This is a genomic window from Olleya sediminilitoris, from assembly GCF_016785945.1.
GTDB classification, from domain to species: domain Bacteria; phylum Bacteroidota; class Bacteroidia; order Flavobacteriales; family Flavobacteriaceae; genus Olleya; species Olleya sediminilitoris.
In genome coordinates this window covers 46,019-68,442 of the sequence record NZ_JAEMEF010000009.1, presented here as the reverse complement: position 1 = coordinate 68,442, position 22,424 = coordinate 46,019, and the positions used below count along the sequence as shown (strand labels likewise).

The window sequence follows — 22,424 nt, the reverse complement described above, 5'->3', positions numbered from 1 at the left end:
TTTAATTAATATACACAAATATACATGAACAATATAAATATTCTTTGGGTTGACGACGAAATAGATTTACTAAAACCTCATATCCTGTTTTTAGAGAAAAAAAACTATAATGTCACAACTTGTAATAGTGGTACAGAAGCTATAGAAATTCTGGATGACAAAAAATTTGATATTGTTTTTTTAGACGAAAACATGCCAGGATTAACAGGCTTGGAAACGCTACATGAAATTAAAGAAAAGCAAGACACACTTCCAGTAGTAATGATTACTAAAAGTGAAGAAGAATACATTATGGAAGAAGCTATAGGTAATAAAATAGCCGATTACCTTATAAAACCCGTAAACCCAAACCAAATACTTTTAAGTCTTAAAAAGAATTTAGACCACTCTAGGTTAGTGTCTGAAAAAACGACTTCTAATTACCAACAAGAATTCCGAAAAATAGCAATGGACATGGCTATGGTAAATAGTTATGAAGAATGGGCTGATTTATATAAAAAGTTAATTTATTGGGAAATTCAGTTAGAAGACATTGAAGACCCTAGTATGTTTGAAATTTTAGAATCTCAAAAAAACGAAGCCAATACACAATTCGGAAAATTTATAGATAAAAATTATCCATCTTGGTTTGAGCCAAACACAGATGCTCCTACTCTATCACATACATTGTTTAGAGAAAAAATTGCTCCAGAATTAAGTAAAGAACAACCTACATTATTAGTTGTTGTAGACAATTTACGTTATGACCAATGGAAAGCTTTTGAACCTTTTGTAAATAATCATTACAAAAAAACTAAAGAAGAAGCTTTTTACAGCATCCTACCAACAGCAACACAATATGCTAGAAATGCCATATTCTCAGGATTAATGCCACGAGACATGGAAAGCTTACATCCTGAGTATTGGAAAAATGATACTGATGAAGGTGGAAAAAACCTTCATGAAGCTGATTTTTTAAACGCACAAATGAAACGTTTAGGTTTAACAAAACTTAAACATGAATATTACAAAATCACAAATTTAACTGCAGGAAAAAAATTAGCAGACAACTTCAAAGGTCTTAAAGACAACGATCTAACTGTAGTGGTATATAATTTTGTAGATATGTTATCACATAGCAAAACAGAAATGGACGTGGTTAAAGAATTAGCGTCAAACGACAAAGCGTATAGAAGTTTAACGCAAAGCTGGTTTAAAAACTCTCCTTTACTAGAAATGATACAACAGGCTCAACAATTAGGTTTCAAATTAATTATCACCACAGACCATGGTACTATTAATGTTAAAAACCCATCTAAAGTTATTGGAGACAGAGATACAAGTTTAAATTTACGCTACAAAACTGGACGTAGTTTAAGCTACGAAAACAAAGACGTTTTAGCTGCTAAAGACCCAAAATCAATACATCTTCCTTCTATCAACATGAATAGTTCGTTTATATTTGCTAAAAACGATTTATTTTTTGCTTACCCAAATAATTACAACCACTATGTTAGCTATTATCGTAACACCTACCAACATGGAGGAGTGTCTTTAGAAGAAATGATAATACCATTTGTTGTATTAAATCCTAAATAAACTATTTTTGCTTAAAAAAAGTGGAACTAAATTATAACTTAGAGGACGTAGAGGCTATTGCTAAACAAATTTTAGAAACTACTACTTCCAAAACAATATTATTTGAAGGAGAAATGGGTGTTGGCAAAACTACACTTATTAAAACTTTAGTTAAACTTTTAGGAAGTATTGACAATGTTAGCAGTCCTACCTTTTCTTTAGTAAATGAATACAAAGGTCAAAATGATACTATTTATCATTTTGATCTTTATAGAATAGAAGACGAAACAGAGTTATACGATTTTGGTATTGACACTTACCTGTACAGTAATAATTATGTATTAGTAGAATGGCCAGATCTATTAAAACCTTTAATTCAAGACAACTACAGTATTATCCGCATAAAACTGTCAGAAAACTCTACACGCAATCTTACCATAGAGAATTTTAGCTAAAATCAGCATTTTTTTCTTTCAATTAAGAGTGTTTTTTTAATCAATTGCGGTTTTAACCACAGTAAAAAATTCAAAAAAGTCATTTTTTAACATACTTTTAACATTTATCAAGTTTTTGAATTAACTTTTTATCTAAATTCGAGATGTAACTAATTTAATCCCTAGCAAAATGAGAACTAAAAAGTATGTAATAGCGATTGCTATTTTTGGTGGAGTTATATTCTCTGCACAAGCGTCAAATCTTATTGATTTAAATGAACAACAAACAACAGAAATTGACAGAAATAGAATCAAAATCCCAACTCACGGATAATAAATCTTTTATAATAGGCAGTATTATAGCAACATTTATAGCTATAACTCCATATATTTTCTATTACTATGAAAGTGTTCCAGACGTAAAAATTTGGAATACTTTTTTGTTTAATTACGATAGCAAATACTACTTAAGTGCACAAGTAGGAATATGGACTATAATTGGAAAATTTGTTCCGTTATATTTATTAATAATCTGGTTTTTCACCTGTCGTCATTGGTGGTACCATGCATTATTGATACCTATAATCATGTATTTTTTTCAATTTGCAACTGTAATAAACGAGGATTTAAAATACGTAGATACAAACCAATTTCTGTATCTAGTGATTATGATGGCTATAGTTATACCATCTATTTACTTAGTTAGAGCAAGGATTTTTAATAAAATAAACACAGTAAACAAATCACTTCAAGATTTAGAAGATGAACTAACCATAAAACCAAAAACACTTTGGGGAAAAATTAGGCAATATTTTTAACTAGCCTATTGCTTATATACGATTACCAAATGTTTTTTTTATAGATCACAACCCTAAACATGCTAAACAACCTACTAAATACAGCTATAAAATTTAAATTAAAAACAACCAAAAATAAATCTAATCAGACACTACAACAACAGGAAGAAGATTTATTAAGAAAACCGACCAACCTGTGGGAAAAAATAAGACTTTATTTTTAGTACAATAAGTTACAATAATTTTGTAATTTGTTTTTTTAAACTTAACTAAATTATGTCCAAACCACTATCTCCATTTTCTAAAGCAGAATTAATCCCTCAAGAAGAAACTTTAGAGATTTTTAAGCACAAAAGCAGTCTTTTTATAGGAATTCCCAAAGAAACAGCTTTCCAAGAAAAACGTGTTTGCCTTACACCTGATGCTGTATCTGCTATCGTTAGCAATGGTCATCGTGTACTAATAGAATCTGAAGCTGGTAAAGGTGCAAATTTTAGCGATAAGGATTATAGTGAAGCTGGAGCTGAAGTCACAAAAGACACAGCAAAAGTTTATTCTTGCCCTATGATTTTAAAAGTAGAACCTCCTACTCTTGAAGAACTAGACTTAATTAATCCACAAACTACTTTAATATCTGCATTACAACTTAAAACACAATCAAAAAAATATTTTGAAAAATTAGCATCAAAACGTATTACCGCTTTAGCTTTTGAATTTATTCGTGATGAAGATGGTGCTTATCCAGCAGTTAGAGCATTAAGCGAAATAGCAGGAACAGCATCTGTATTAATTGCATCTGAATTATTAAGTAATTCTAGCAATGGTAACGGATTAATGTTTGGTAATATAAGTGGTGTTCCTCCAATAGAAGTAGTAATACTTGGAGCAGGAACTGTTGGAGAGTTTGCTGCAAGAAGTGCTATTGGACTTGGTGCAAATATTAAGGTTTTTGATAATTCTATTACAAAATTACGTTGTTTACAAGCTAATTTAGGTCGTACAATTTACACATCAACATTACAACCTAAATATTTAGGCAAAGCTTTAAAACGCTGTGATGTGGTTATTGGTGCTGTTAGAGGTAAAGACAGAGCTCCTATTATTGTATCCGAAACGATGGTTGAAACCATGAAAAAAGGGTCCGTAATTATTGATGTTAGTATTGATATGGGTGGATGTTTTGAAACTAGTGAAGTCACATCTCACAACAACCCTACTTTTAGAAAAAACGGAGTTATACATTATTGTGTACCAAATATTCCTGCAAGATACTCTAGAACTGCTTCTGCTTCTATAAGTAATATTTTCACACCATATTTATTAGAAATAGCAGATAACGGTGGACTTGAACACGCTATTAGATTTGACAAAGGTTTAAAAAACGGACTATATTTTTATCACGGAATTTTAACAAATCGTGCAGTCGGAGAATGGTTTGACTTAAAACATAGTGATATTAACCTTTTAATATTTTAAATTTGCAATTCGAAAAAATTTAAAATGAAAATATTACAACGTATTGGTTATTATTTAGGAGGTTTTGCAATAGGATTAGTATTATTAGCTTTTTTTTTAAACGGAAGAGGTGTTTCTTGCGAGTATAATTACGGTCCAGAAGGTCGTGTATTAAAAAACATAAGAACTAAAACACTTCAATTTTCTGAAGCCAGCAAAACCACCATTGCAACAAGAACTATTGATACAGCAGCTATTAGCTATTTATTAAAAGAAGGAGATGTTGACTTTTCTAAAAGCCAACCAAGACAAGAACCTTGTGGAATTTACTATATTTCTGGTACTACAAAAGACAAAAAACAATTTGAATTATTAGTTCAAAATTGTGACAGTATTGCAACAATGCAATCCATTAAACAATTAGATTAATAAAATCCGAAAACAAATCAAAAATTAAGAGTAAATATTCCTATTTACTCTTTCTTCGTTTACGCTCTGCTTTTAACAAAGTTAACTCACGACCAGTTTGTCCTGCAACAGATGTGTTTTCTTCTGCACGTCTAATTAAATATGGCATTACGTCTTTTACAGGTCCAAATGGTAAGTATTTTGCAACATTATAGCCTTGATCTGCCAAATTAAAACTAATATGATCACTCATTCCGTATAACTGCCCAAACCACACACGATTATCTTTTTTATCTATTCCTAAATCATCCATTATCTTCATGGCTAAATAAGTGCTTTCTTCGTTATGCGTTCCAACAAAAATTGAAATATCACTTAAGCTTTCCATGATATAATGCAAGCAATCGTTAAAATTTTTGTCGGTTGTAATTTTATCTTTACATATTGGTGAATCATACGCTTTATCAAGCGCACGCTCACGTTCTTTTTCCATGTAAGCACCTCGTACTATTTTATAACCCAAAGTATATCCACCTTGCTTGGCTCTTTTATGCGAAGCTTTTAAATATCCAAGTCTATCATGCCTGTAAGTTTGAAGTGTATTATAAACAATTGGTTTACCTGTATTGTAAACTTTCATCATGTCCTCAGCTAACTCATCTGCAGCTTCTTGCATCCAGCTTTCTTCACCATCAATTAAAACCTCTACATCTTTAGCCTTAGCTAACTTACATATAGCATGATAACGCTCTACAATCCTACTCCATTCTGCAGCTTCTTCGTTAGTAAAAGGTTTTCCTTCCCCTTTTTTCTGAAACAAATAAAAACGTCCTAAACCAGTTGGCTTAAACACAACTATTGGCATTGCTTCTTTTTCATCACAAAAATGAACTAGTTTTATGATTTTTTCTTTAGCGGAATCAAATTGATTTTCAACTGCTTTTCCTTCAACTGAATAATCTAGAACAGAACAAACACCTGCTGTATACATTTTGTCTATAACACTTATACAATCATCCTCATTAACACCTCCACAAAAATGATCAAATACAGTAGCACGTATCAAACCTTCTACTGGTAAATGTGCTTTTAAAGCAAAATTAGTAGCAGCTGTACCAATTCTAACAAGCGGTTGATTAGAAATCATTTTAAATAAAAAGTAAGCGCGTTCTAACTCTGAATCACTTTTTAACTTAAAAGCCACTTCTGTATTTTCAAAAAAAGAGTCCTTTATCATATTTATATTTTTTAAGACGAAACAAATATACTATGTATTACCAATAGTTTTTAAAAAAACTATTAATTTTACAGCTTAACGTTTTTAAGTTTTTCATGACGCCAATTACAACTCAAGACTATAGTATTCAGTTTAACTCCGATTGCTATTCAGCCTTAAGCAATTACATTCAAAACAACACATTTTCAAACATATTTATACTAGTAGATAGTAATACGTCTGATCTTTGCTTACCTAAACTTTTAGCACAATTAAATACAGAATTAACTATAGAAGTTATCGAGATTGAAGCAGGAGAACAACACAAAACCATCGAAACTTGCTTAGGTGTTTGGGAAACCTTATCTGAATTAGGTGCAGACCGAAAATCTTTAATGCTAAATTTAGGAGGTGGAGTGGTCACAGATTTAGGTGGTTTTGTCGCGTGTACTTACCAAAGAGGTATTAAATTTATAAATATACCTACCACTCTTCTATCCATGGTTGACGCATCAATTGGAGGTAAAAACGGTGTTGATTTAGGAGCTATTAAAAACCAAATTGGGATTATTAAAACACCAAACATGGTATTGGTTGACACAGATTATTTATCTACATTATCAAGCCGAGAAATGAGATCTGGATTGGCAGAAATGCTAAAACACGGATTAATTCACAACGAATTATATTACAGTAAGTTGTCGAGATTATCTAATCTAACACTTGAAGATTTAGATCAGTTAATTTACGATTCGATTTTAATAAAAAAAGACATTGTTGAACAAGATCCAACCGAACAAAATTTAAGAAAATCTCTTAATTTTGGACACACACTAGGACATGCAATTGAGTCGTTTTATTTAAACCATAAATCTAAGGCTTTATTACATGGTGAGGCTATAGCTATTGGTATGATTTTAGAAACTTATTTATCTAATAAATTATTAGATTTTCCGGAAGATAAAATGCAGCTTATAAAAGAAAACACCATAAAGGTTTATGGTAAAATTGATATTCCTGAAGCAGACTACCTTCCTATTATAGAATTGATGAAGTTTGATAAGAAAAATATAAAAGGCAATATTAACTTTGTATTACTAAACAGCATAGGTGACCCAAAAATTAATCAAACTACAACTAATGATCTGATAATCAAATCATTTAAGTTTTACAGCAATTAACACTTTTGTATTATAAAAAATCGTAATTTTAAGTAATTGCAAAAATTGCAAGACTCTCCAATCAGTTAAATAAAACTATATTGGTATGCGAAAAATTATTGTAGATTACAAAAAATTGACTCCAGAAGTACTTAATATTTTAGCTTCAAAATTTCCTGATGGTTATGGTGATAATGATATCATAACCTTTGATAATCACAGAAATGAGACTATAGAAGCTGTAGAAGTTAAAACAGAAGACACTATTTACCTTGTCAAAGTTAGCAGTAAACTTCACTATACAATGATAAATTTTGACAACACAGAAATCTTTCAAACCAATGATAATGGATATATTATCACAGATTTAGACAATAAAACACTAGATAATGAAGAAGAATAATTACAAATAAAGTCTTCTTATAACGTTATTATGGTGTATTTCATGACCAATAATTAAAAAACCTAAAGCTCTTACAGACACTTCTCCTGCTCCAGCAATTCCTTTACTTTTTAAAGTTTGATTATCAAAACTTTTAAACAACGTTAATGTTGCTTGCCTCACACTCTCATACTCCTTTAACAAACTATCTAAAGAACGGTTAGATGCATTTGATACATCTACATAATCATTTTCATTAAAACCCAATAATGCTGTTTTGTCTTGTCTAGCAAAACGTAATGCACGATAACAAAAAATACGCTCTGTATCTATAAGATGACTTATAATCTCCTTAATAGACCACTTACCTTTAGCGTATCGATAATCAAGCTTAGAGTCTTCAATAGACTTATAAAAGTCTAAATTAGTATTTAAACCCGAAATCAAACCTGGAATTAATTCTACATCAACAGCTAAATCTATATAACCCTTAAAATAAGGAATATACTCATCACTTTTCAAATCTAAAATTGTCATAAATTGAATTTTTAAGTAATTTAAACAAAAAACGCTTCAAAAATGAAGCGTTTTTAGATTATAATAAATTAAAACGACTTATAAATCGTTAAAAATACTATGCATTAAACGTTTTTTGTCATTTATGCTTTCGTCTAAAGAAATCATAGTTTCTGTTCTGTACACACCTTCAATGTCATCCAACATAAAGATTACGTCCTTTGCATGCTCTGTATTTCTTGCTCTAATCTTACAAAAGATATTAAATTTACCGGTTGTTACATGTGCAACAGTTACATAAGGTATCTCACTAATACGCTCTAAAACAAATGATGTTTTAGATGTATTTTGAAGAAAAACACCAACATAAGCAATAAAAGAATACCCAAGTTTTTTATAATCTAAAGTCAATGATGACCCTTTGATTATTCCTGCATCTTCCATTTTCTTTACTCTAACATGAACTGTACCAGCAGAAATCAATAATTTTTTTGCGATATCAGTAAAAGGTACTCTTGTGTTTTCGATTAACATATCAAGAATTTGATGATCAATTTCATCCAATTTAAACTTTGCCATTTTGTGTTTTTGTTAAATAATAAGCAAAATTAAAACATTTTTAATGAATTATCTATATTAAAAAACAAGAATTTTAAAGATTTAATGATAATTTCACATTGTTTATGATTACGAAATCGTTTTCGTAGTTAATTGACACAACTTCATTATTTGAAGTAAAAACCTTACTATTATTAGCAATCAGCACTTTATGAGCATGAAAATCTGATAAATCCTCAATAGCAATAATTTTTGGAATAAATTTCAGTTGTTTATCAACTAAACGTTCTTGATAGTTAATTCCAATGTCAAAAACACCATTATCAAACTGTGCATTTTTGATTATTATATCGTAAAAAAGCTTTCCGTTTTCTGGAATTTTAAAATAATCTTGATAATTATCGCCTGTAACGTCATGATTTGCAATATAATTTAATGTAACTACCAAAGATTTATATACAAAACGTCTTACCTCTTCCCTTTCATAATCATCTTTATAATGCCCAGCTTCAAATAAGACAGTAGGTGTGTTTAAGTTTTGAAACGTATCACCAACACAATTTATATTAAAACCATCGTCATAACGTCCTATTTGGTCAGGTAAGTCTAATTGAAGCGTTTGGTTTATAGCATTAATAATCTCCATTGCTTGTTTCCTTGCTAATGTTAAGCTACGATCTACATCAGCAGCTGGCGATAAAAAAGATAATGTAGCTATATTATTGGTTTGTCCAGCACTAAATAAAGTACGCTGACCATGTAAATTAAGGCAAAAGTCAGGTTTAAAAGCAGTATAACAGTCTTGTAATACTTGACTTTCTGGCTGAGTTAAAGCTTGTGCATCACGATTTAAATCAACTTGATTAGCATTTAGTCTAGTATAAGCTTCAGATCCATCTGGATTAAGCATTGGGATGATTTTAATAGTGCATTTATCTAAAATAGATATTAATTGACCATCATAAAGGGTGTTTAAAAGATCAAAACAAGCTTTAGTAGTTGTAGACTCGTTACCATGCATTTGAGACCACATCAAGATTTTTTTTGGTCCTTTACCTAAAGTTATAGAATAAATGTTTTTACTCAACACAGATTGACCAATACAATCAATTGTAAAAACATCAGACAGTTTATCCATTAATGGAGTAAGGTCTTTTAAGGTAATATAGCGACCAAAAATTTTGGGTTCTTTATACGTATCATATAAAGTATTTAAAAGTGTATTATCCATAGGTGTTTATTTCGTTTACAAATGTAACACTTTAGTTATTTACATTTGTAAACAAGGTGTTTTACATTTGTAATTTACTTTTGTAAACTATTTACTCTTAAAAGTATTTTAAAATAAGTGCTTTAAACACAAATAGTTACAACCTTATTAGTATTTAAACTAAAATACTTTAAATCAATTAGTTAAACACATGTATTTAAAGTTTAACTTTATATATAACGCTCCTTAAAAACGATTCCAATTGTAACATACACACCTCTTTTTACAATTGTAACATTGTTTATTCAATTGAATTGTTTACATTTGTATCACCATGATAAACAATGCAGAATTTTCTAAAAGACTTCAAAAAGTCATCGATTATTACAGTGAAAGCGCCTCTTCTTTTGCTGAAAAAGTAGGTGTACAACGCTCTAGTATTTCACATATATTATCAGGTAGAAACAAACCAAGTTTAGAATTTGTTTTGAAGGTATTAGACACTTTTCCTGAAGTAGAATTATATTGGTTGATGAATGGAAAAGGACATTTTCCAAAAAGTATATCGATTCCAAAAATTGAAAAACCTCCTACTCCAAAAAAAATGAATCAGGACTTATTTACAAATTCTGAAAACTTAGATTCAGAAATTCCTAAAAATCCAGAATTAAAAAATGTTGAGGCTTTTCAAAATTTAAATCATAATATTTCAAAAGGAAAAAAAATTGATCGTATCGTCATTTTTTATTCTGATGGTAGTTTTTCAAATTATGAAAATTAAAATTTGTGAATCTTACTTAATTTTAAATATCATCTAAAAAATTTCATTTTTTTAAAATCAGAGATATTTTCTCTTTTTTAATTAAAAATACACTTTTTACTAAATAAATTAGTTTTTTCAAATTTCTCGAATTTGATGTTAGGTACACAAATTTTTCAAATACGCGATTTATAGAAAGGTTACTTTTTTGATTAAATAAACAAACATTTGATTAATTTTGTAGTAAACCGTTTTTTAATGAAAGTAAAAATTTTATACCTATTATTAATAACTACATTTTTTAGTTGCTACACTATTGAAAGAGATTGTAAAACTTTTAAAACAGGACAATTTTACAGTGAAGTAAAAATTGGAGATATTACCTACAAATCTAATTTTACAAGAAACGATAGTTTACAAATTGAAACTTATGATGGTAAAATTGACAGCACTCAAGTAAGATGGGTCAATGATTGTGAAGTGATTTACAAAACTATTAATCCTAAAAATATGGCTGAACGTAAAGATGTTCATCTTAAAATTTTAACCACAACGGATTCTTCTTATACTTTTGAATATTCATATGTAGGTGAAATAAATAAACAAAAAGGAACTGCTTATCTAAAACCATAAATTATGTTAGATTTTTTTACTTCAAGTGATGCTATTTTTGCCTTACTTACCCTAACTTTTCTTGAAATAATTTTAGGTATAGATAATATTGTTTTTATATCTATTGCTGCAAATAAATTACCCGAAGAACAACGTAGTAAAGTGACTAACATTGGGTTGTTATTAGCAATGGTCCAACGTATAATACTATTATTTTTTGTATCATTTTTAGTTGGTTTATCAGAACCATTTTACAAGTTGGATTTAGACTGGATGCATCTTGAGTTAAGTTGGCAAGCTTTAATATTATTTTTTGGAGGACTCTTTTTAATATACAAGTCAACTTCTGAAATTAGAGAAAAAGTTGATACACCAAAACATGATGAAGACCAGGTTAAAGGAAAGGTGATTAAGTCCTTACAACAGGCAGTGGTTCAGATTTTAATTATAGATTTTATATTTTCAATAGACTCTATTTTAACAGCTGTAGGTATGACTAATGGATTGTCTGAAAATCATAATTACAACTTAATTTTAATGATCGTTGCAGTTATAATTTCTATAGTCATAATGATTTCTTTTGCTAATAAAATTAGACGATTTATAGAGAGTAATCCTAGTATACAAATATTAGGTTTATCGTTTTTAATATTGATTGGTTTTATGTTAATTACAGAAGCTGGTCACCTATCACATACTACATTTTTTGGTAATACAGTTGGAGCAATACCTAAAGGTTATTTATATTTTGCTATTGCTTTCTCTTTATTTGTTGAGTTTTTAAACCAGAAAATTAGCAAGAAAAAATAAAAAAAGCCATCCTTTCGGATGGCTTTTTTTTTATAAATATTATGCTAAGATTATTTTGATAAATATACAGAAGAAGCTGCTGCTAAACTATTATTAATAAAAGGCGCAATATTACCTCCTGATTCAAAATTATTAAAAGCTAAAATTTGTCCTCCACCATTACCAGCTTCTGCAATATAAACGGTTTGTGTTGTTGCGTCATAAGCTACATCTACTGGATTACCCATTAATGTTGCTGATCCAGAAACTCTAACTTGCTGATCTAAAGCTAAAGTTGCTCCTTCAGAAAGCGTGTTAAATTTATTTGTAAAACCTTCTATATAATGAAAACCTCCATCATCTTGACCATTTGAGGCTTCTCCAATATCAGTCAAAATCATAACGTCTGATTGTACATCATAAGTCAAACCATGAGTTCTAACTATACCTTCAACAGCTATCGTTTTTGTAGCGCTTAAAGACATATCGGTTGTATTATTTAAAAAGTCTGTAAATACTGCTAATTGATTTGTAGTATCAACTATAGCAAATAAATCATCACCTTTAAAGGTAATGCCCCAAAGTTTAAAATCTGTTATTATAGTGTTTCTTAAAGTTATATTATTACCTGATTTTCTATAAATAAAAAGTCGTCCATCTGGTGTAGTAGTATCACCATCTACATCTGCATTATCTGCAACAACAATTAAATTACCATTAACTGCTACTTCCCTAGGACTCTCCATATCATTAGTTCCGTCTGCATCCACATTTATTGTGGTACCAGAAGTTAAAATACTAGTAGTATTATAACCTTCTAAACCTAAATCTGACCTTGACGCTTGTAGTAAAAAATCTTCATCTTGATTATAATACACACCATCTGCTGCTAAACTTGCAGTTATTAAAGTTGAAGTTGTTACTGCACTTTGATCTGTTACATCATAAATGGTAATATTTCCGTCAGAATTATTTGAAGCATATAATTGTACGGAAGCTACTGGTTGGTCATCCATAGCTACAGAATTATCATCATCATCACTGCATGATAATAATGAAATAGTTGTAAATAGGGAAAAAATTGTGATTTTTGTTAATCTTGTTGTTTTCATAAAAGTTAAATATTTATTGGTTTTGCTGTACTTACGTAAACAACAAAAACAAGGTTTTAAATATTTAACATTTTATGATTTACTTAACAATTAAAACAAACTAGCTTGACCTTTGTCGTCAGCATCATTATCTTCATTATCATTAGATTTAGTTTCTTTTTCTGCGGATTTAGTAGTTTCAGAATTATTTTCTTTTTTATCAGAAATTACTTCTTCATCATTTACTTCAACTGTCTCTGCTGCAACTTCTTCTGGCGATTCAAAAGGTATTGGATCTAATAAATTAATAGCATTTACTTTATCTTTAGTTAATTGGTTTCCTAAAGCTGAAATCCCTTTAATAGCAATAAATTCTTCTAAATTAACCTCTTCATTATCCTTTCTATCTTTACCTCTTTCTTTTGAAAATACTATTTCAGCAACTGGTATCCAGTCGGTAGAGACAATTTCTAATTGCGAGTTAGGATGATCTGTTATAAATAATTCTTCTTTATTTTCATTTTCAATTAAAAAACGTTTAACGTAATATCGTTCTTTATCTCCATCAAAATATACTGCAGAAATCGGTTTTTTTGGTATCCATTTTTCCATGATAATCATGTCACTATCAAAATGTAAAGTCACTTCTGGAGTTACTGTCTTTACTATACCTTTTTGATTGATTAACAACAGTTTATCCTCTCCTTTAAATTCGCCAATCAGCTCTCCTCTACCATCAACATTAATACGTTGTACAGTCTCATCAAACCAAATTTTACGAGGTTTTAAAGTAGAAATTCCTTTCTCTTTTAAGTCTACAGATTTGATAGCATATTTAGTCACCAAATTACCTTTAGAAGCACGTCCTTTAATTAAAATATCAGCAAAATCTAAATCCCATTTTAACTTTTTAACACTTCCAACTTGGCGTAAGCTTATTGCTACTACTTCTGCTTCACCATTAGGATTAGCTGAAAAATACCAAGCTTTAGAGCCTTTATTACCATTAGTTAAATCGTAAAGTTTATCACGTGTCATTGCAGTTACCGCAAAACGCTTAACATAAGATGGACCTTTGCTTCCATCACGATAAATCATGTTATAAATGGTACGCTTATCCTTCTTTTTAAAAACCGCTACATGTATGATATTTTTACCAATAAAGGTTTTGCTATCCACTTTAGTAACCATCATTTTACCATCTGTAGTAAAAGCAATAATATCATCAATATCACTACAATCACATACATATTCGTCACGACGCAAAGACGTACCTAAGAAGCCTTCTGCTCTATTGACGTATAATTTTGTATTACGTATGACTACTTTGGTGGCATCAACATCCTCAAAAGCTCGTAATTCTGTTTTACGCTCTCTACCTTCTCCATATTCTTTTTTTAATCTAGTAAAATACGCAATTGCATACTCTATTAAATTTGCTAAATGGTGCTTTACTTCGGCTATTTGTTCTTCTAAAGCATCAATTTTTTGTTGAGCCTTATCAATATCAAACTTTGAAATACGCTTAATACGAATTTCTGTCAATCTTGTTATATCTTCAACAGTAACAGCACGTTTTAAATGCTTAATATGAGGTTTTAAACCTTTATCTATAGCTTCAATTACGCCTTCCCAAGTTTCTTCTTCTTCAATATCACGATAGATACGGTTTTCTATAAAAATACGTTCTAAACTCGCAAAATGCCATTGTTCTTCAAACTCTCCAAGCTTAATTTCTAGTTCCTGTTTTAATAACTGAACTGTGTTATCTGTACTACGACGTAACATGTCTGTAACACCTATAAATAGTGGTTTATTATCTTCAATAACACAGCCTAAAGGCGAAATTGAAGACTCACATGCAGTAAACGCATATAATGCATCTATAGTTTTGTCTGGAGATAATCCTGAAGGTAAATGAATTAGTATTTCTACTTCAGCAGATGTATTGTCTTCAATTTTTTTAATTTTTATTTTTCCTTTGTCGTTAGCCTTTAAAATAGAATCTATTAGTGATGATGTTGTTGTCCCAAAAGGCAACTCATTTATCACTAAAGTATTTTTATCTAATTGATTAATCTTGGCACGACAACGTATTTTTCCACCACGTAATCCATCATTATATTGACTACAATCTGCAATTCCTCCTGTTGGAAAATCTGGTACTAATGTAAAGCGTTTACCTTGTAAATGTTTTACTGAAGCATCTATAAGCTCAATAAAGTTATGAGGTAAAATTTTGGTTGACAAACCTACAGCAATACCTTCTCCGCCTTGGGCTAACAATAACGGAAACATTACTGGTAAATTTACAGGCTCTTTACGACGACCATCATAAGAGGCTTGCCATTCAGTAATTTTAGGGTTATAAACAACGTCTAAACCAAATTTTGATATTCTGGCTTCAATATATCTTGAGGCTGCAGCACGATCTCCTGTTAAGATGTTTCCCCAGTTACCTTGGGTATCTATAAGCAAATCTTTTTGACCAATTTGAACCATAGCATCAGCAATACTAGCATCACCATGTGGATGATACTGCATCGTATGACCTACAATATTTGCTACTTTATTGTAACGTCCATCGTCTAAATCTTTCATTGAATGCATGATACGACGTTGTACAGGTTTAAAACCATCTTCAATAGCTGGTACTGCACGTTCTAGAATTACGTAAGATGCGTAATCTAAAAACCACTCTTTATACATACCAGTAATTCTGGTAATGGTTTCTTGAGGTTCTTGGTTTTCTAAATTATCTAAATTGTCGTTGGTTAGGTCGTCGTTGTCTTCTGCCATTTATTTACTTTCCTCAATTAAATCAAGTTCTACTTTAAGATTATCTATTATAAATTCTTGTCTTTTAGGTGTGTTTTTTCCCATGTAAAAGGATAACAGCTCTTCAATAGACATGTTGTCGTCTAACATTACAGGATCTAATCTAATATCCTCACCAATAAAATGTACAAATTCGTCTGGACTAATTTCACCTAATCCTTTAAATCGAGTAATTTCTGGTTTAGGTTTTAATTTTTCAATTGCATCTACACGTTCTTGTTCTGAGTAACAATAGATGGTTTCTTTTTTATTACGAACCCTAAATAATGGTGTTTGTAAAATATACAAATGTCCTTCTTTAATGACTTCTGGAAAAAATTGCAAAAAGAAGGTTATTAATAACAATCTAATGTGCATTCCATCTACATCGGCATCTGTAGCTATTACTACATTGTTATATCTTAAATCTTCTAAGGATTCTTCAATATTTAAAGCTGCTTGAAGTAGGTTGAACTCTTCATTTTCATATACAATCTTTTTTGTTAATCCATAACAGTTTAAAGGTTTTCCTTTAAGACTAAAAACCGCTTGAGTATTTACATCTCTAGATTTTGTGATACTTCCTGATGCCGAGTCTCCCTCTGTTATAAACAGTGTACTTTCTAAGTTACGTTCGTTTTTTGTGTCTCCAAAATGCACACGACAATCACGCAATTTTTTGTTATGCAAGCTGGCTTTTTTAGCTCTATCTTTAGCTAATTTACGTATTCCTGATAGTTCCTTACGCTCTCTTTCGGCTTGTAATATTTTACGCTGTAATTTATCTGCTGTTTCTGGATTTTTATGCAAATAATTGTCTAAATATGTTTTTAGAAAGTCTGTTACATAAGTACGTACAGTTGGAAGCTCTCCTCCCATATCTGTAGATCCTAATTTTGTTTTGGTTTGACTTTCAAAAACAGGCTCCATTACCTTTATTGCGACTGCACTAACCACAGATTTACGTATATCTGAGGCATCATATTGTTTACCAAAAAAATCTCTAATAGTTTTGACTAAACCTTCTCTGAAGGCATTTAAGTGCGTACCACCTTGAGTGGTATTTTGACCGTTTACAAAACTATTATACTCTTCGCTATATTGTGTTTTACTATGTGTAATTGCTACTTCAATATCATCACCACGTAAATGAATGATGGGATATAGTAGATCGGTTTCGGCTATTTTTTCGGCTAATAAATCTTTTAAACCGTTTTCACTATAAAATTTTTCTCCATTAAAAACTATAGTTAAACCTGGATTTAAATAGACATAATTTTTAAGCATTTTAACTACATATTCTGGTCTGAATTTGTAGTTTTTAAATATTAAATCATCAGGAATAAAAGATACTTTGGTACCTTTGCGTCTACTGGTTTCTTCTAAAAATTCTTGATTTACAAGATTACCTTGCTCAAAGTCTGCAGAAGCACTTTTACCATCTCTAGAAGATTCTACTCTAAAATAAGAAGACAATGCATTAACCGCTTTAGTACCTACACCATTTAATCCAACAGATTTTTTAAAAGCTTTGCTATCATACTTTCCTCCTGTATTCATTTTAGATACTACATCTACCACTTTACCTAGAGGAATACCACGACCATAATCGCGTACAATAACCTTATTACCTTGAATAGAAATTTCGATGGTTTTACCTGCTCCCATAACAAACTCGTCAATAGAGTTGTCTAATACTTCTTTTACTAGAATATATATACCATCATCTGGAGAAGAACCATCACCAAGCTTACCAATATACATACCAGGACGCATACGTATATGCTCTTTCCAGTCTAGTGATCGTATATTGTCTTCGGTATATTTAGTTTGTTCTGACATATGGTTTTGGTGCAATTTAGAGATACTGTGCTAATATAATATAACACATTAAAAAATGAAACACTGACTTAATAAAGTAATTAACAATAGATAATTTATCTGATTAAAAACCTCATTTTTCAAGTATTTCTGCCTTGATTTTTAAACTTTTATTTCTTGTATTAAGTAAATTGGACATGTATTTTTTTAAAAATAAAACATTTGCAATTTTGCCTAAAACTCCAAAAGGGGATTTAAAATAAAATTTGTCTACCATTATTGTTTTATTGTTTTGAACAGAGAAAATATGCTCATGTTTAAAACTTTTAAACACTCCTGAAACCATTTCGTCAACAAAATAATTAGGTGAATTAAATTGTGTTATTTTTGATGTTAGCTGTTGTTTAACACCAAAATGAAACGCTTCCCAAGTTACAGTTTCTCCTAGTTCAATTAAACCAGATGTTTTACCAGCAATAGCTTTTTCTTTTGAATGTTTTAGTGACTCAGTATGAAAATCTATATTTCTTGACAAATCAAAACACGTTTTGATATCTGCATCAATTATGGTTTTAAGTGTTATTAATGGCATGATGTAAATATATACAAAAACGCCATAATGACTAACATCATTATGGCGTTTAAATGTTATTGTAATAATTTATTTACACGTTAAATAAGAAATGCATTACATCTCCATCTTTAACTATATAGTTTTTACCTTCTACACGCATCTTACCAGCTTCTTTAACCTTTGCTTCACTTCCAAACTCTACATAATCATTGTAACCAATAACTTCTGCACGAATAAAACCTTTTTCAAAGTCCGTATGAATAACTCCTGCTGCTTGAGGACCAGTAGCACCAACATTTACGGTCCATGCTCTAACCTCTTTAACACCAGCTGTAAAATACGTTTGTTGGTTTAATAATTTATAAGCTGATCTAATTAATTTAGCTGCTCCTGGCTCTTCTAAACCAATATCTGCAAGAAACATTTGACGCTCTTCGTAATCATCTAACTCGTTAATATCTGCTTCTGTACCAACAGCTAAAACTAACACTTCAGCGTTTTCATCTTTAACAGCGTCTTTAACTAAATCCACATATTGATTACCCGAAACTGCACTGCCTTCATCTACATTACAGACATACATTACTGGTTTGTCGGTAATTAATTGAGACGGTTTGACGTAATCTTTATAATCTTCTTCTGAAAATTCAATAGCTCTAACAGATACTCCTGCTTCTAAAGCTTCTTTAATTTTAAGTAAAACAGCTTCTTCTGCTTGAGCTTCTTTATTTCCCGTTTTAGCAGCACGTTTTACTTTATCTAATTTTTTATCTACAGTTTCTAAATCTTTTAGCTGTAACTCCATGTCAATAGTTTCCTTATCTCTAATCGGATTTACATTACCATCAACATGTACGATATTATCATTATCAAAACAACGCAAAACATGTAAGATAGCGTCAGTTTCTCTAATATTAGCTAAAAACTGATTCCCTAAACCTTCTCCTTTACTAGCACCTTTAACTAATCCTGCAATATCTACAATCTCTACAGTTGCTGGTATTACACGTTCTGGATTAACTAAACTTTCTAATTTTTCTAATCTTGGATCTGGTACGTTAACGACTCCAATGTTTGGTTCTATAGTACAAAACGGAAAGTTTGCACTTTGCGCTTTTGCATTAGACAAACAATTAAATAAGGTTGATTTACCAACGTTAGGCAATCCTACAATTCCTGCTTTCATTTACTAAAAATTTATCACAAATTAAGGATGCAAATATAGTACTATATCATTAACTATTTCTCACTTAACAAGAATTAAATACAACTAAAGTTAAATTTCGTTTTAACTAAAAAATTAACCTAAAGTTTACAATATCAGTAAGTTTAAAACTAAAATTGTAAGAATATTAATATGTAATGTTACATTTTTAACATAAATTAGCAGTAATTAACCAAAATTTCATTTAAATGATAAAAAAACTGAAAATTATGTTTTTGCTGCTTTTTACTGTAGCATTTGCACAAGCACAAACTGGTGTTACTGGAACAGTGACAGACATTAATGGCTACGGAATACCAACCGTTAATGTTGTTGAAAAAGGAACATCAAACGGAACCACAACGGATTTTGATGGTAATTACACACTTAATGTTTCTGACGGAGCTGTATTGGTGTTTAGTTATGTTGGCTATGAAACTAAAGAACTAAGTGTTGACAACACAACCAACTTTAATGTCACACTAACTAGTGGAGAAGCTTTAGACGAAGTTGTATTGGTTGGATCCAGAACAGCTCCTAGAAGTAACGTCAATAGTGCACTACCTATTGATGTTGTTGGAGTCAAAGAATTAACTTCTACTGGACAACCTACATTTGATAAGGCCTTACAGTACAGAATACCCTCTTTCAACACTGTACAAACACCTGTTAATGACGCTACATCCTTATTAGATCCTTATGAAATTAGAAACATGGGACCAAGTAGAACATTAATTTTAATTAACGGGAAACGAAAAAACTTAAGTGCTTTATTATACACACAAACTTCTCCTGGACGTGGAGAAACTGGTGCAGACATCTCTGCAATACCTACTGATGCTATCAAAAGAGTAGAAATACTTCGTGATGGTGCCTCAGCACAATATGGGTCTGATGCTATTGCTGGTGTAATGAATATAATACTTAAAGACAACGCAAATTTTGGTTCTGCAACCTTAAGAAGCGGAATTACAAGCGAAGGTGACGGAGAAATGATTGGTATTGCAGTAAACAATGGATCTACAATTGGAGATAATAAAGGTTTTATTAACTATACTATTGATTTTTCTAAAACTAATTTAGCTAATAGACCAGGAACGGTTGATGCTGAAGGAGAAGCTGGTGATTTTGGAGCAGACCTTGCAGATGTACAGGAGTTTTTAAGTAGAAATCCAGATGCTAATAACATAAATGGTTCTCCTGAAACTGCAGCGTCTAAATTTTTAATTAACTCTGGATTAGATTTAAATGATAATACAGATCTTTATTTTAATGCTGCATATGTATATAAGCGAGTTAATAGTTTTGCTAATTATAGAACACCATACTGGAGAACAGTTGATGAATATCCATATCTAGCAGATTTTTTCCCTGGAGAAAACCCTAATAATGCAGGAGGTTATGATGGATACGTTCCTACTTTTGAAGGACTGTTAAACGATTACAACGGAACTGTTGGAATTAAAACTAAAATTAATGATTGGAATATTGATTTAAGTTATACTACTGGTGGAAATACACAAACTTACACCGTTAGTCAATCTCATAACAGAAATGAAGTGTATGGCGTAAGTTATAATCCAGAAACAGATGAATTTGAAGCAACACCATTATATCAAGCTAACAGTCAACAATCTTTTGATCCAGGAGGAACTAAATTCACCCATAATGTTGGTAACATAGATATTTCCAGAGTACTATCTGACAAAGTTAGTATTGGATTTGGTGCTGAATTTAGAAATGAAACCTTTGAAGTTATTGAAGGAGAATTAGCATCTTATGATGGTGGTGGTGCAGATTCGTTTGCTGGAAATAGCCCTGAAAATTCAGGAAAATTTAACCGTTATAATATTGGTGGATATTTCTCTTTAGACTATGATGTTAGTGATGCTTTTTTATTAAGCGGAACTATAAGAACTGAAAATTACTCAGACTTTGGTAATACTTTTGTCTACAAATTCAGTACTCGCTACAAATTAACAGACAATTTGACTGCAAGAGCTTCAGTTTCTTCAGGATTTAGAGCGCCAACATTACATCAAATTTACACACAAAAAGCTCAATACAGCTTTATACCTGGTCAGGGAATACAAGTAGGAGGTTTAATAAATAACGTCTCCACTCAAGCAAAGCTATTAGGTATACCAGAATTGGATGCTGAAACGTCTAATAACTTTACAATTGGTTTTGGTGGTAAATTAGCTAATAATTTAACTTTTACGGTTGATTATTATAACATATCTGTAGAAGACAGAATTGTATTAGGTTCAGAAATAAGTGCTACAGGAGATCCAACTAATCCATTAGATATTTTACTAACTAACAATAACCTAAGCGATGTTAGTTTTTTCTCTAATGCAATAGACACACGTACCTCAGGAATAGATCTAGTATTAAGCAAAAAAAATATAAGTATTGGTGAAGGTGACTTAGATTTAAACTTATCTGGTAACTATACAATTCAAAACGAAAGAGATGGTGATGTTAAAGACATTGCTTTAGTCGCAAATGCAGGACAGTCTGTTGTAAACGCAACTCAAGAAGCTTTGTTTTTCACTTCTAGACCAAAGTCTAAATGGATTTTAGGTGCTAATTATGATATTAACAAATTTGGTTTCTCATTAAATAACACCTATTTTGGTAAAACCACTTTTAAACAACAAGGTATGAGTGATGATTTACGAACAGAGTTTATACCTAAAATAGTAACAGATTTAGGTATAAATTATAATGCTTCAGAAAAACTAACGCTATCGTTAAACGTTAACAACCTATTAAATGTGTTACCTGAGTGGGAATTTAAAGCCGAAAATGCAGCTGGTGAAGCTATTTTAGCAGATCCTGCAGCTACAAAAAACCAATCTAATTTAATTACATTTAATCAACGTTACTCTCAAATGACTTATGATGGTTACCATTTTAGTCAACTTGGGACAATGTTTAATTTATCTTTAAACTATAAGTTTTAAAAAACTAACCCTCTAACTAAAACCAAAAAAAAGCAACTCAATTTTGAGTTGCTTTTTTAATTTTAATATAAAGGATTAAGCTAAAGCTTAGGTT

21 protein-coding genes are annotated in these 22,424 nt (G+C 30.6%); 12 read left to right on the top strand and 9 right to left on the bottom strand.

The annotated features are described in order from the left end of the window. Window positions 1-24: 24 nt before the first annotated feature. The 6 genes from porX (at window position 25) to JAO71_RS10825 (ending at window position 4,672) form a co-directional block, all read left to right on the top strand. Window positions 25-1,578 carry a T9SS response regulator signal transducer PorX gene (gene porX, locus JAO71_RS10850; RefSeq protein WP_203000785.1) on the top strand — a complete coding sequence of 518 codons (1,554 nt, stop codon included), beginning with the start codon at window positions 25-27 and terminating at the stop codon, window positions 1,576-1,578. Window positions 1,579-1,598: 20 nt separating this feature from the next. Further along, window positions 1,599-2,012 carry a tRNA (adenosine(37)-N6)-threonylcarbamoyltransferase complex ATPase subunit type 1 TsaE gene (gene tsaE / locus JAO71_RS10845; RefSeq protein ID WP_116822695.1) on the top strand — a complete coding sequence of 138 codons (414 nt, stop codon included), beginning with the start codon at window positions 1,599-1,601 and terminating at the stop codon, window positions 2,010-2,012. 169 nt (window positions 2,013-2,181) lie between these two features. Further along, window positions 2,182-2,325, top strand: a complete 144-nt coding sequence (locus JAO71_RS10840) for a hypothetical protein (protein WP_162874822.1) — start codon at window positions 2,182-2,184, stop codon at window positions 2,323-2,325. Continuing rightward, a complete protein-coding gene (locus tag JAO71_RS10835; RefSeq protein ID WP_236011255.1) occupies window positions 2,288-2,809 on the top strand; it encodes a hypothetical protein in 522 nt (173 codons plus the stop codon). Before JAO71_RS10840 ends, JAO71_RS10835 begins: the two co-directional genes overlap by 38 nt. Window positions 2,810-3,064: 255 nt before the next feature. After that, window positions 3,065-4,264 carry an alanine dehydrogenase gene (locus JAO71_RS10830; RefSeq protein ID WP_028607446.1) on the top strand — a complete coding sequence of 400 codons (1,200 nt, stop codon included), beginning with the start codon at window positions 3,065-3,067 and terminating at the stop codon, window positions 4,262-4,264. Between the two features lie 24 nt (window positions 4,265-4,288). Beyond that, window positions 4,289-4,672, top strand: coding sequence for a DUF4258 domain-containing protein (locus JAO71_RS10825; protein WP_116822693.1), 384 nt, complete (start codon window positions 4,289-4,291; stop codon window positions 4,670-4,672). A gap of 40 nt (window positions 4,673-4,712) precedes the next feature. Here JAO71_RS10825 and JAO71_RS10820 read toward each other — a convergent pair whose 3' ends face one another. Further along, window positions 4,713-5,888 carry a proline dehydrogenase family protein gene (locus tag JAO71_RS10820; RefSeq protein ID WP_203000783.1) on the bottom strand — a complete coding sequence of 392 codons (1,176 nt, stop codon included), beginning with the start codon at window positions 5,886-5,888 and terminating at the stop codon, window positions 4,713-4,715. A 95-nt stretch (window positions 5,889-5,983) separates the two neighbouring features. Here JAO71_RS10820 and aroB point away from each other — a divergent pair, with 95 nt between their 5' ends. Both aroB and JAO71_RS10810 read left to right on the top strand, forming a co-directional pair. After that, window positions 5,984-7,048, top strand: a complete 1,065-nt coding sequence (gene aroB / locus JAO71_RS10815; RefSeq protein WP_203000781.1) for a 3-dehydroquinate synthase — start codon at window positions 5,984-5,986, stop codon at window positions 7,046-7,048. Window positions 7,049-7,133: 85 nt separating this feature from the next. After that, window positions 7,134-7,430 (top strand): hypothetical protein, encoded by a 297-nt coding sequence (locus JAO71_RS10810; protein WP_203000779.1) that lies wholly within the window; start codon window positions 7,134-7,136, stop codon window positions 7,428-7,430. On the opposite strand, the gene JAO71_RS10805 is transcribed toward JAO71_RS10810, so the two are convergent. From JAO71_RS10805 to JAO71_RS10795, 3 genes are all read right to left on the bottom strand, one after another. Then, a complete protein-coding gene (locus JAO71_RS10805; protein ID WP_116822689.1) occupies window positions 7,431-7,946 on the bottom strand; it encodes a DinB family protein in 516 nt (171 codons plus the stop codon). 78 nt (window positions 7,947-8,024) lie between these two features. Further along, window positions 8,025-8,504: an Lrp/AsnC family transcriptional regulator gene (locus JAO71_RS10800; protein WP_028289815.1), complete on the bottom strand. Its 480-nt coding sequence runs from the start codon at window positions 8,502-8,504 to the stop codon at window positions 8,025-8,027. Between the two features lie 73 nt (window positions 8,505-8,577). Then, window positions 8,578-9,714 carry a M14 family zinc carboxypeptidase gene (locus JAO71_RS10795; protein ID WP_203000777.1) on the bottom strand — a complete coding sequence of 379 codons (1,137 nt, stop codon included), beginning with the start codon at window positions 9,712-9,714 and terminating at the stop codon, window positions 8,578-8,580. Window positions 9,715-10,027: 313 nt separating this feature from the next. On the opposite strand from JAO71_RS10795, the gene JAO71_RS10790 reads away from it, so the two are divergent. From JAO71_RS10790 to JAO71_RS10780, 3 genes are all read left to right on the top strand, one after another. Beyond that, window positions 10,028-10,474 carry a helix-turn-helix domain-containing protein gene (locus tag JAO71_RS10790; protein WP_054850936.1) on the top strand — a complete coding sequence of 149 codons (447 nt, stop codon included), beginning with the start codon at window positions 10,028-10,030 and terminating at the stop codon, window positions 10,472-10,474. Between the two features lie 237 nt (window positions 10,475-10,711). Further along, window positions 10,712-11,086 (top strand): hypothetical protein, encoded by a 375-nt coding sequence (locus JAO71_RS10785; RefSeq protein WP_028289818.1) that lies wholly within the window; start codon window positions 10,712-10,714, stop codon window positions 11,084-11,086. A 3-nt stretch (window positions 11,087-11,089) separates the two neighbouring features. Continuing rightward, on the top strand, window positions 11,090-11,875 hold the full coding sequence (locus JAO71_RS10780) for a TerC family protein (protein ID WP_028289819.1): 786 nt from the start codon (window positions 11,090-11,092) through the stop codon (window positions 11,873-11,875). A 50-nt stretch (window positions 11,876-11,925) separates the two neighbouring features. Here JAO71_RS10780 and JAO71_RS10775 read toward each other — a convergent pair whose 3' ends face one another. The 5 genes from JAO71_RS10775 to ychF all read right to left on the bottom strand — a co-directional run bounded on the left by JAO71_RS10775 (window position 11,926) and on the right by ychF (window position 19,343). Beyond that, complete coding sequence (locus JAO71_RS10775) at window positions 11,926-12,966, bottom strand: hypothetical protein (RefSeq protein ID WP_203000775.1); 1,041 nt, start codon at window positions 12,964-12,966, stop codon at window positions 11,926-11,928. 90 nt (window positions 12,967-13,056) lie between these two features. After that, window positions 13,057-15,744, bottom strand: coding sequence for a DNA gyrase/topoisomerase IV subunit A (locus JAO71_RS10770; protein WP_116822686.1), 2,688 nt, complete (start codon window positions 15,742-15,744; stop codon window positions 13,057-13,059). After that, complete coding sequence (locus JAO71_RS10765) at window positions 15,745-17,604, bottom strand: DNA topoisomerase IV subunit B (protein WP_203000773.1); 1,860 nt, start codon at window positions 17,602-17,604, stop codon at window positions 15,745-15,747. Between the two features lie 112 nt (window positions 17,605-17,716). Then, window positions 17,717-18,175: an SRPBCC family protein gene (locus tag JAO71_RS10760; protein WP_116822684.1), complete on the bottom strand. Its 459-nt coding sequence runs from the start codon at window positions 18,173-18,175 to the stop codon at window positions 17,717-17,719. A 73-nt stretch (window positions 18,176-18,248) separates the two neighbouring features. After that, the gene (gene ychF, locus JAO71_RS10755) at window positions 18,249-19,343 is read right to left on the bottom strand and encodes a redox-regulated ATPase YchF (RefSeq protein ID WP_028289824.1); all 1,095 of its coding nucleotides are present in this window, start codon (window positions 19,341-19,343) and stop codon (window positions 18,249-18,251) included. A gap of 227 nt (window positions 19,344-19,570) precedes the next feature. Here ychF and JAO71_RS10750 point away from each other — a divergent pair, with 227 nt between their 5' ends. Continuing rightward, a complete protein-coding gene (locus JAO71_RS10750) occupies window positions 19,571-22,330 on the top strand; it encodes a TonB-dependent receptor (RefSeq protein WP_116822682.1) in 2,760 nt (919 codons plus the stop codon). Window positions 22,331-22,424 lie beyond the last annotated feature (94 nt).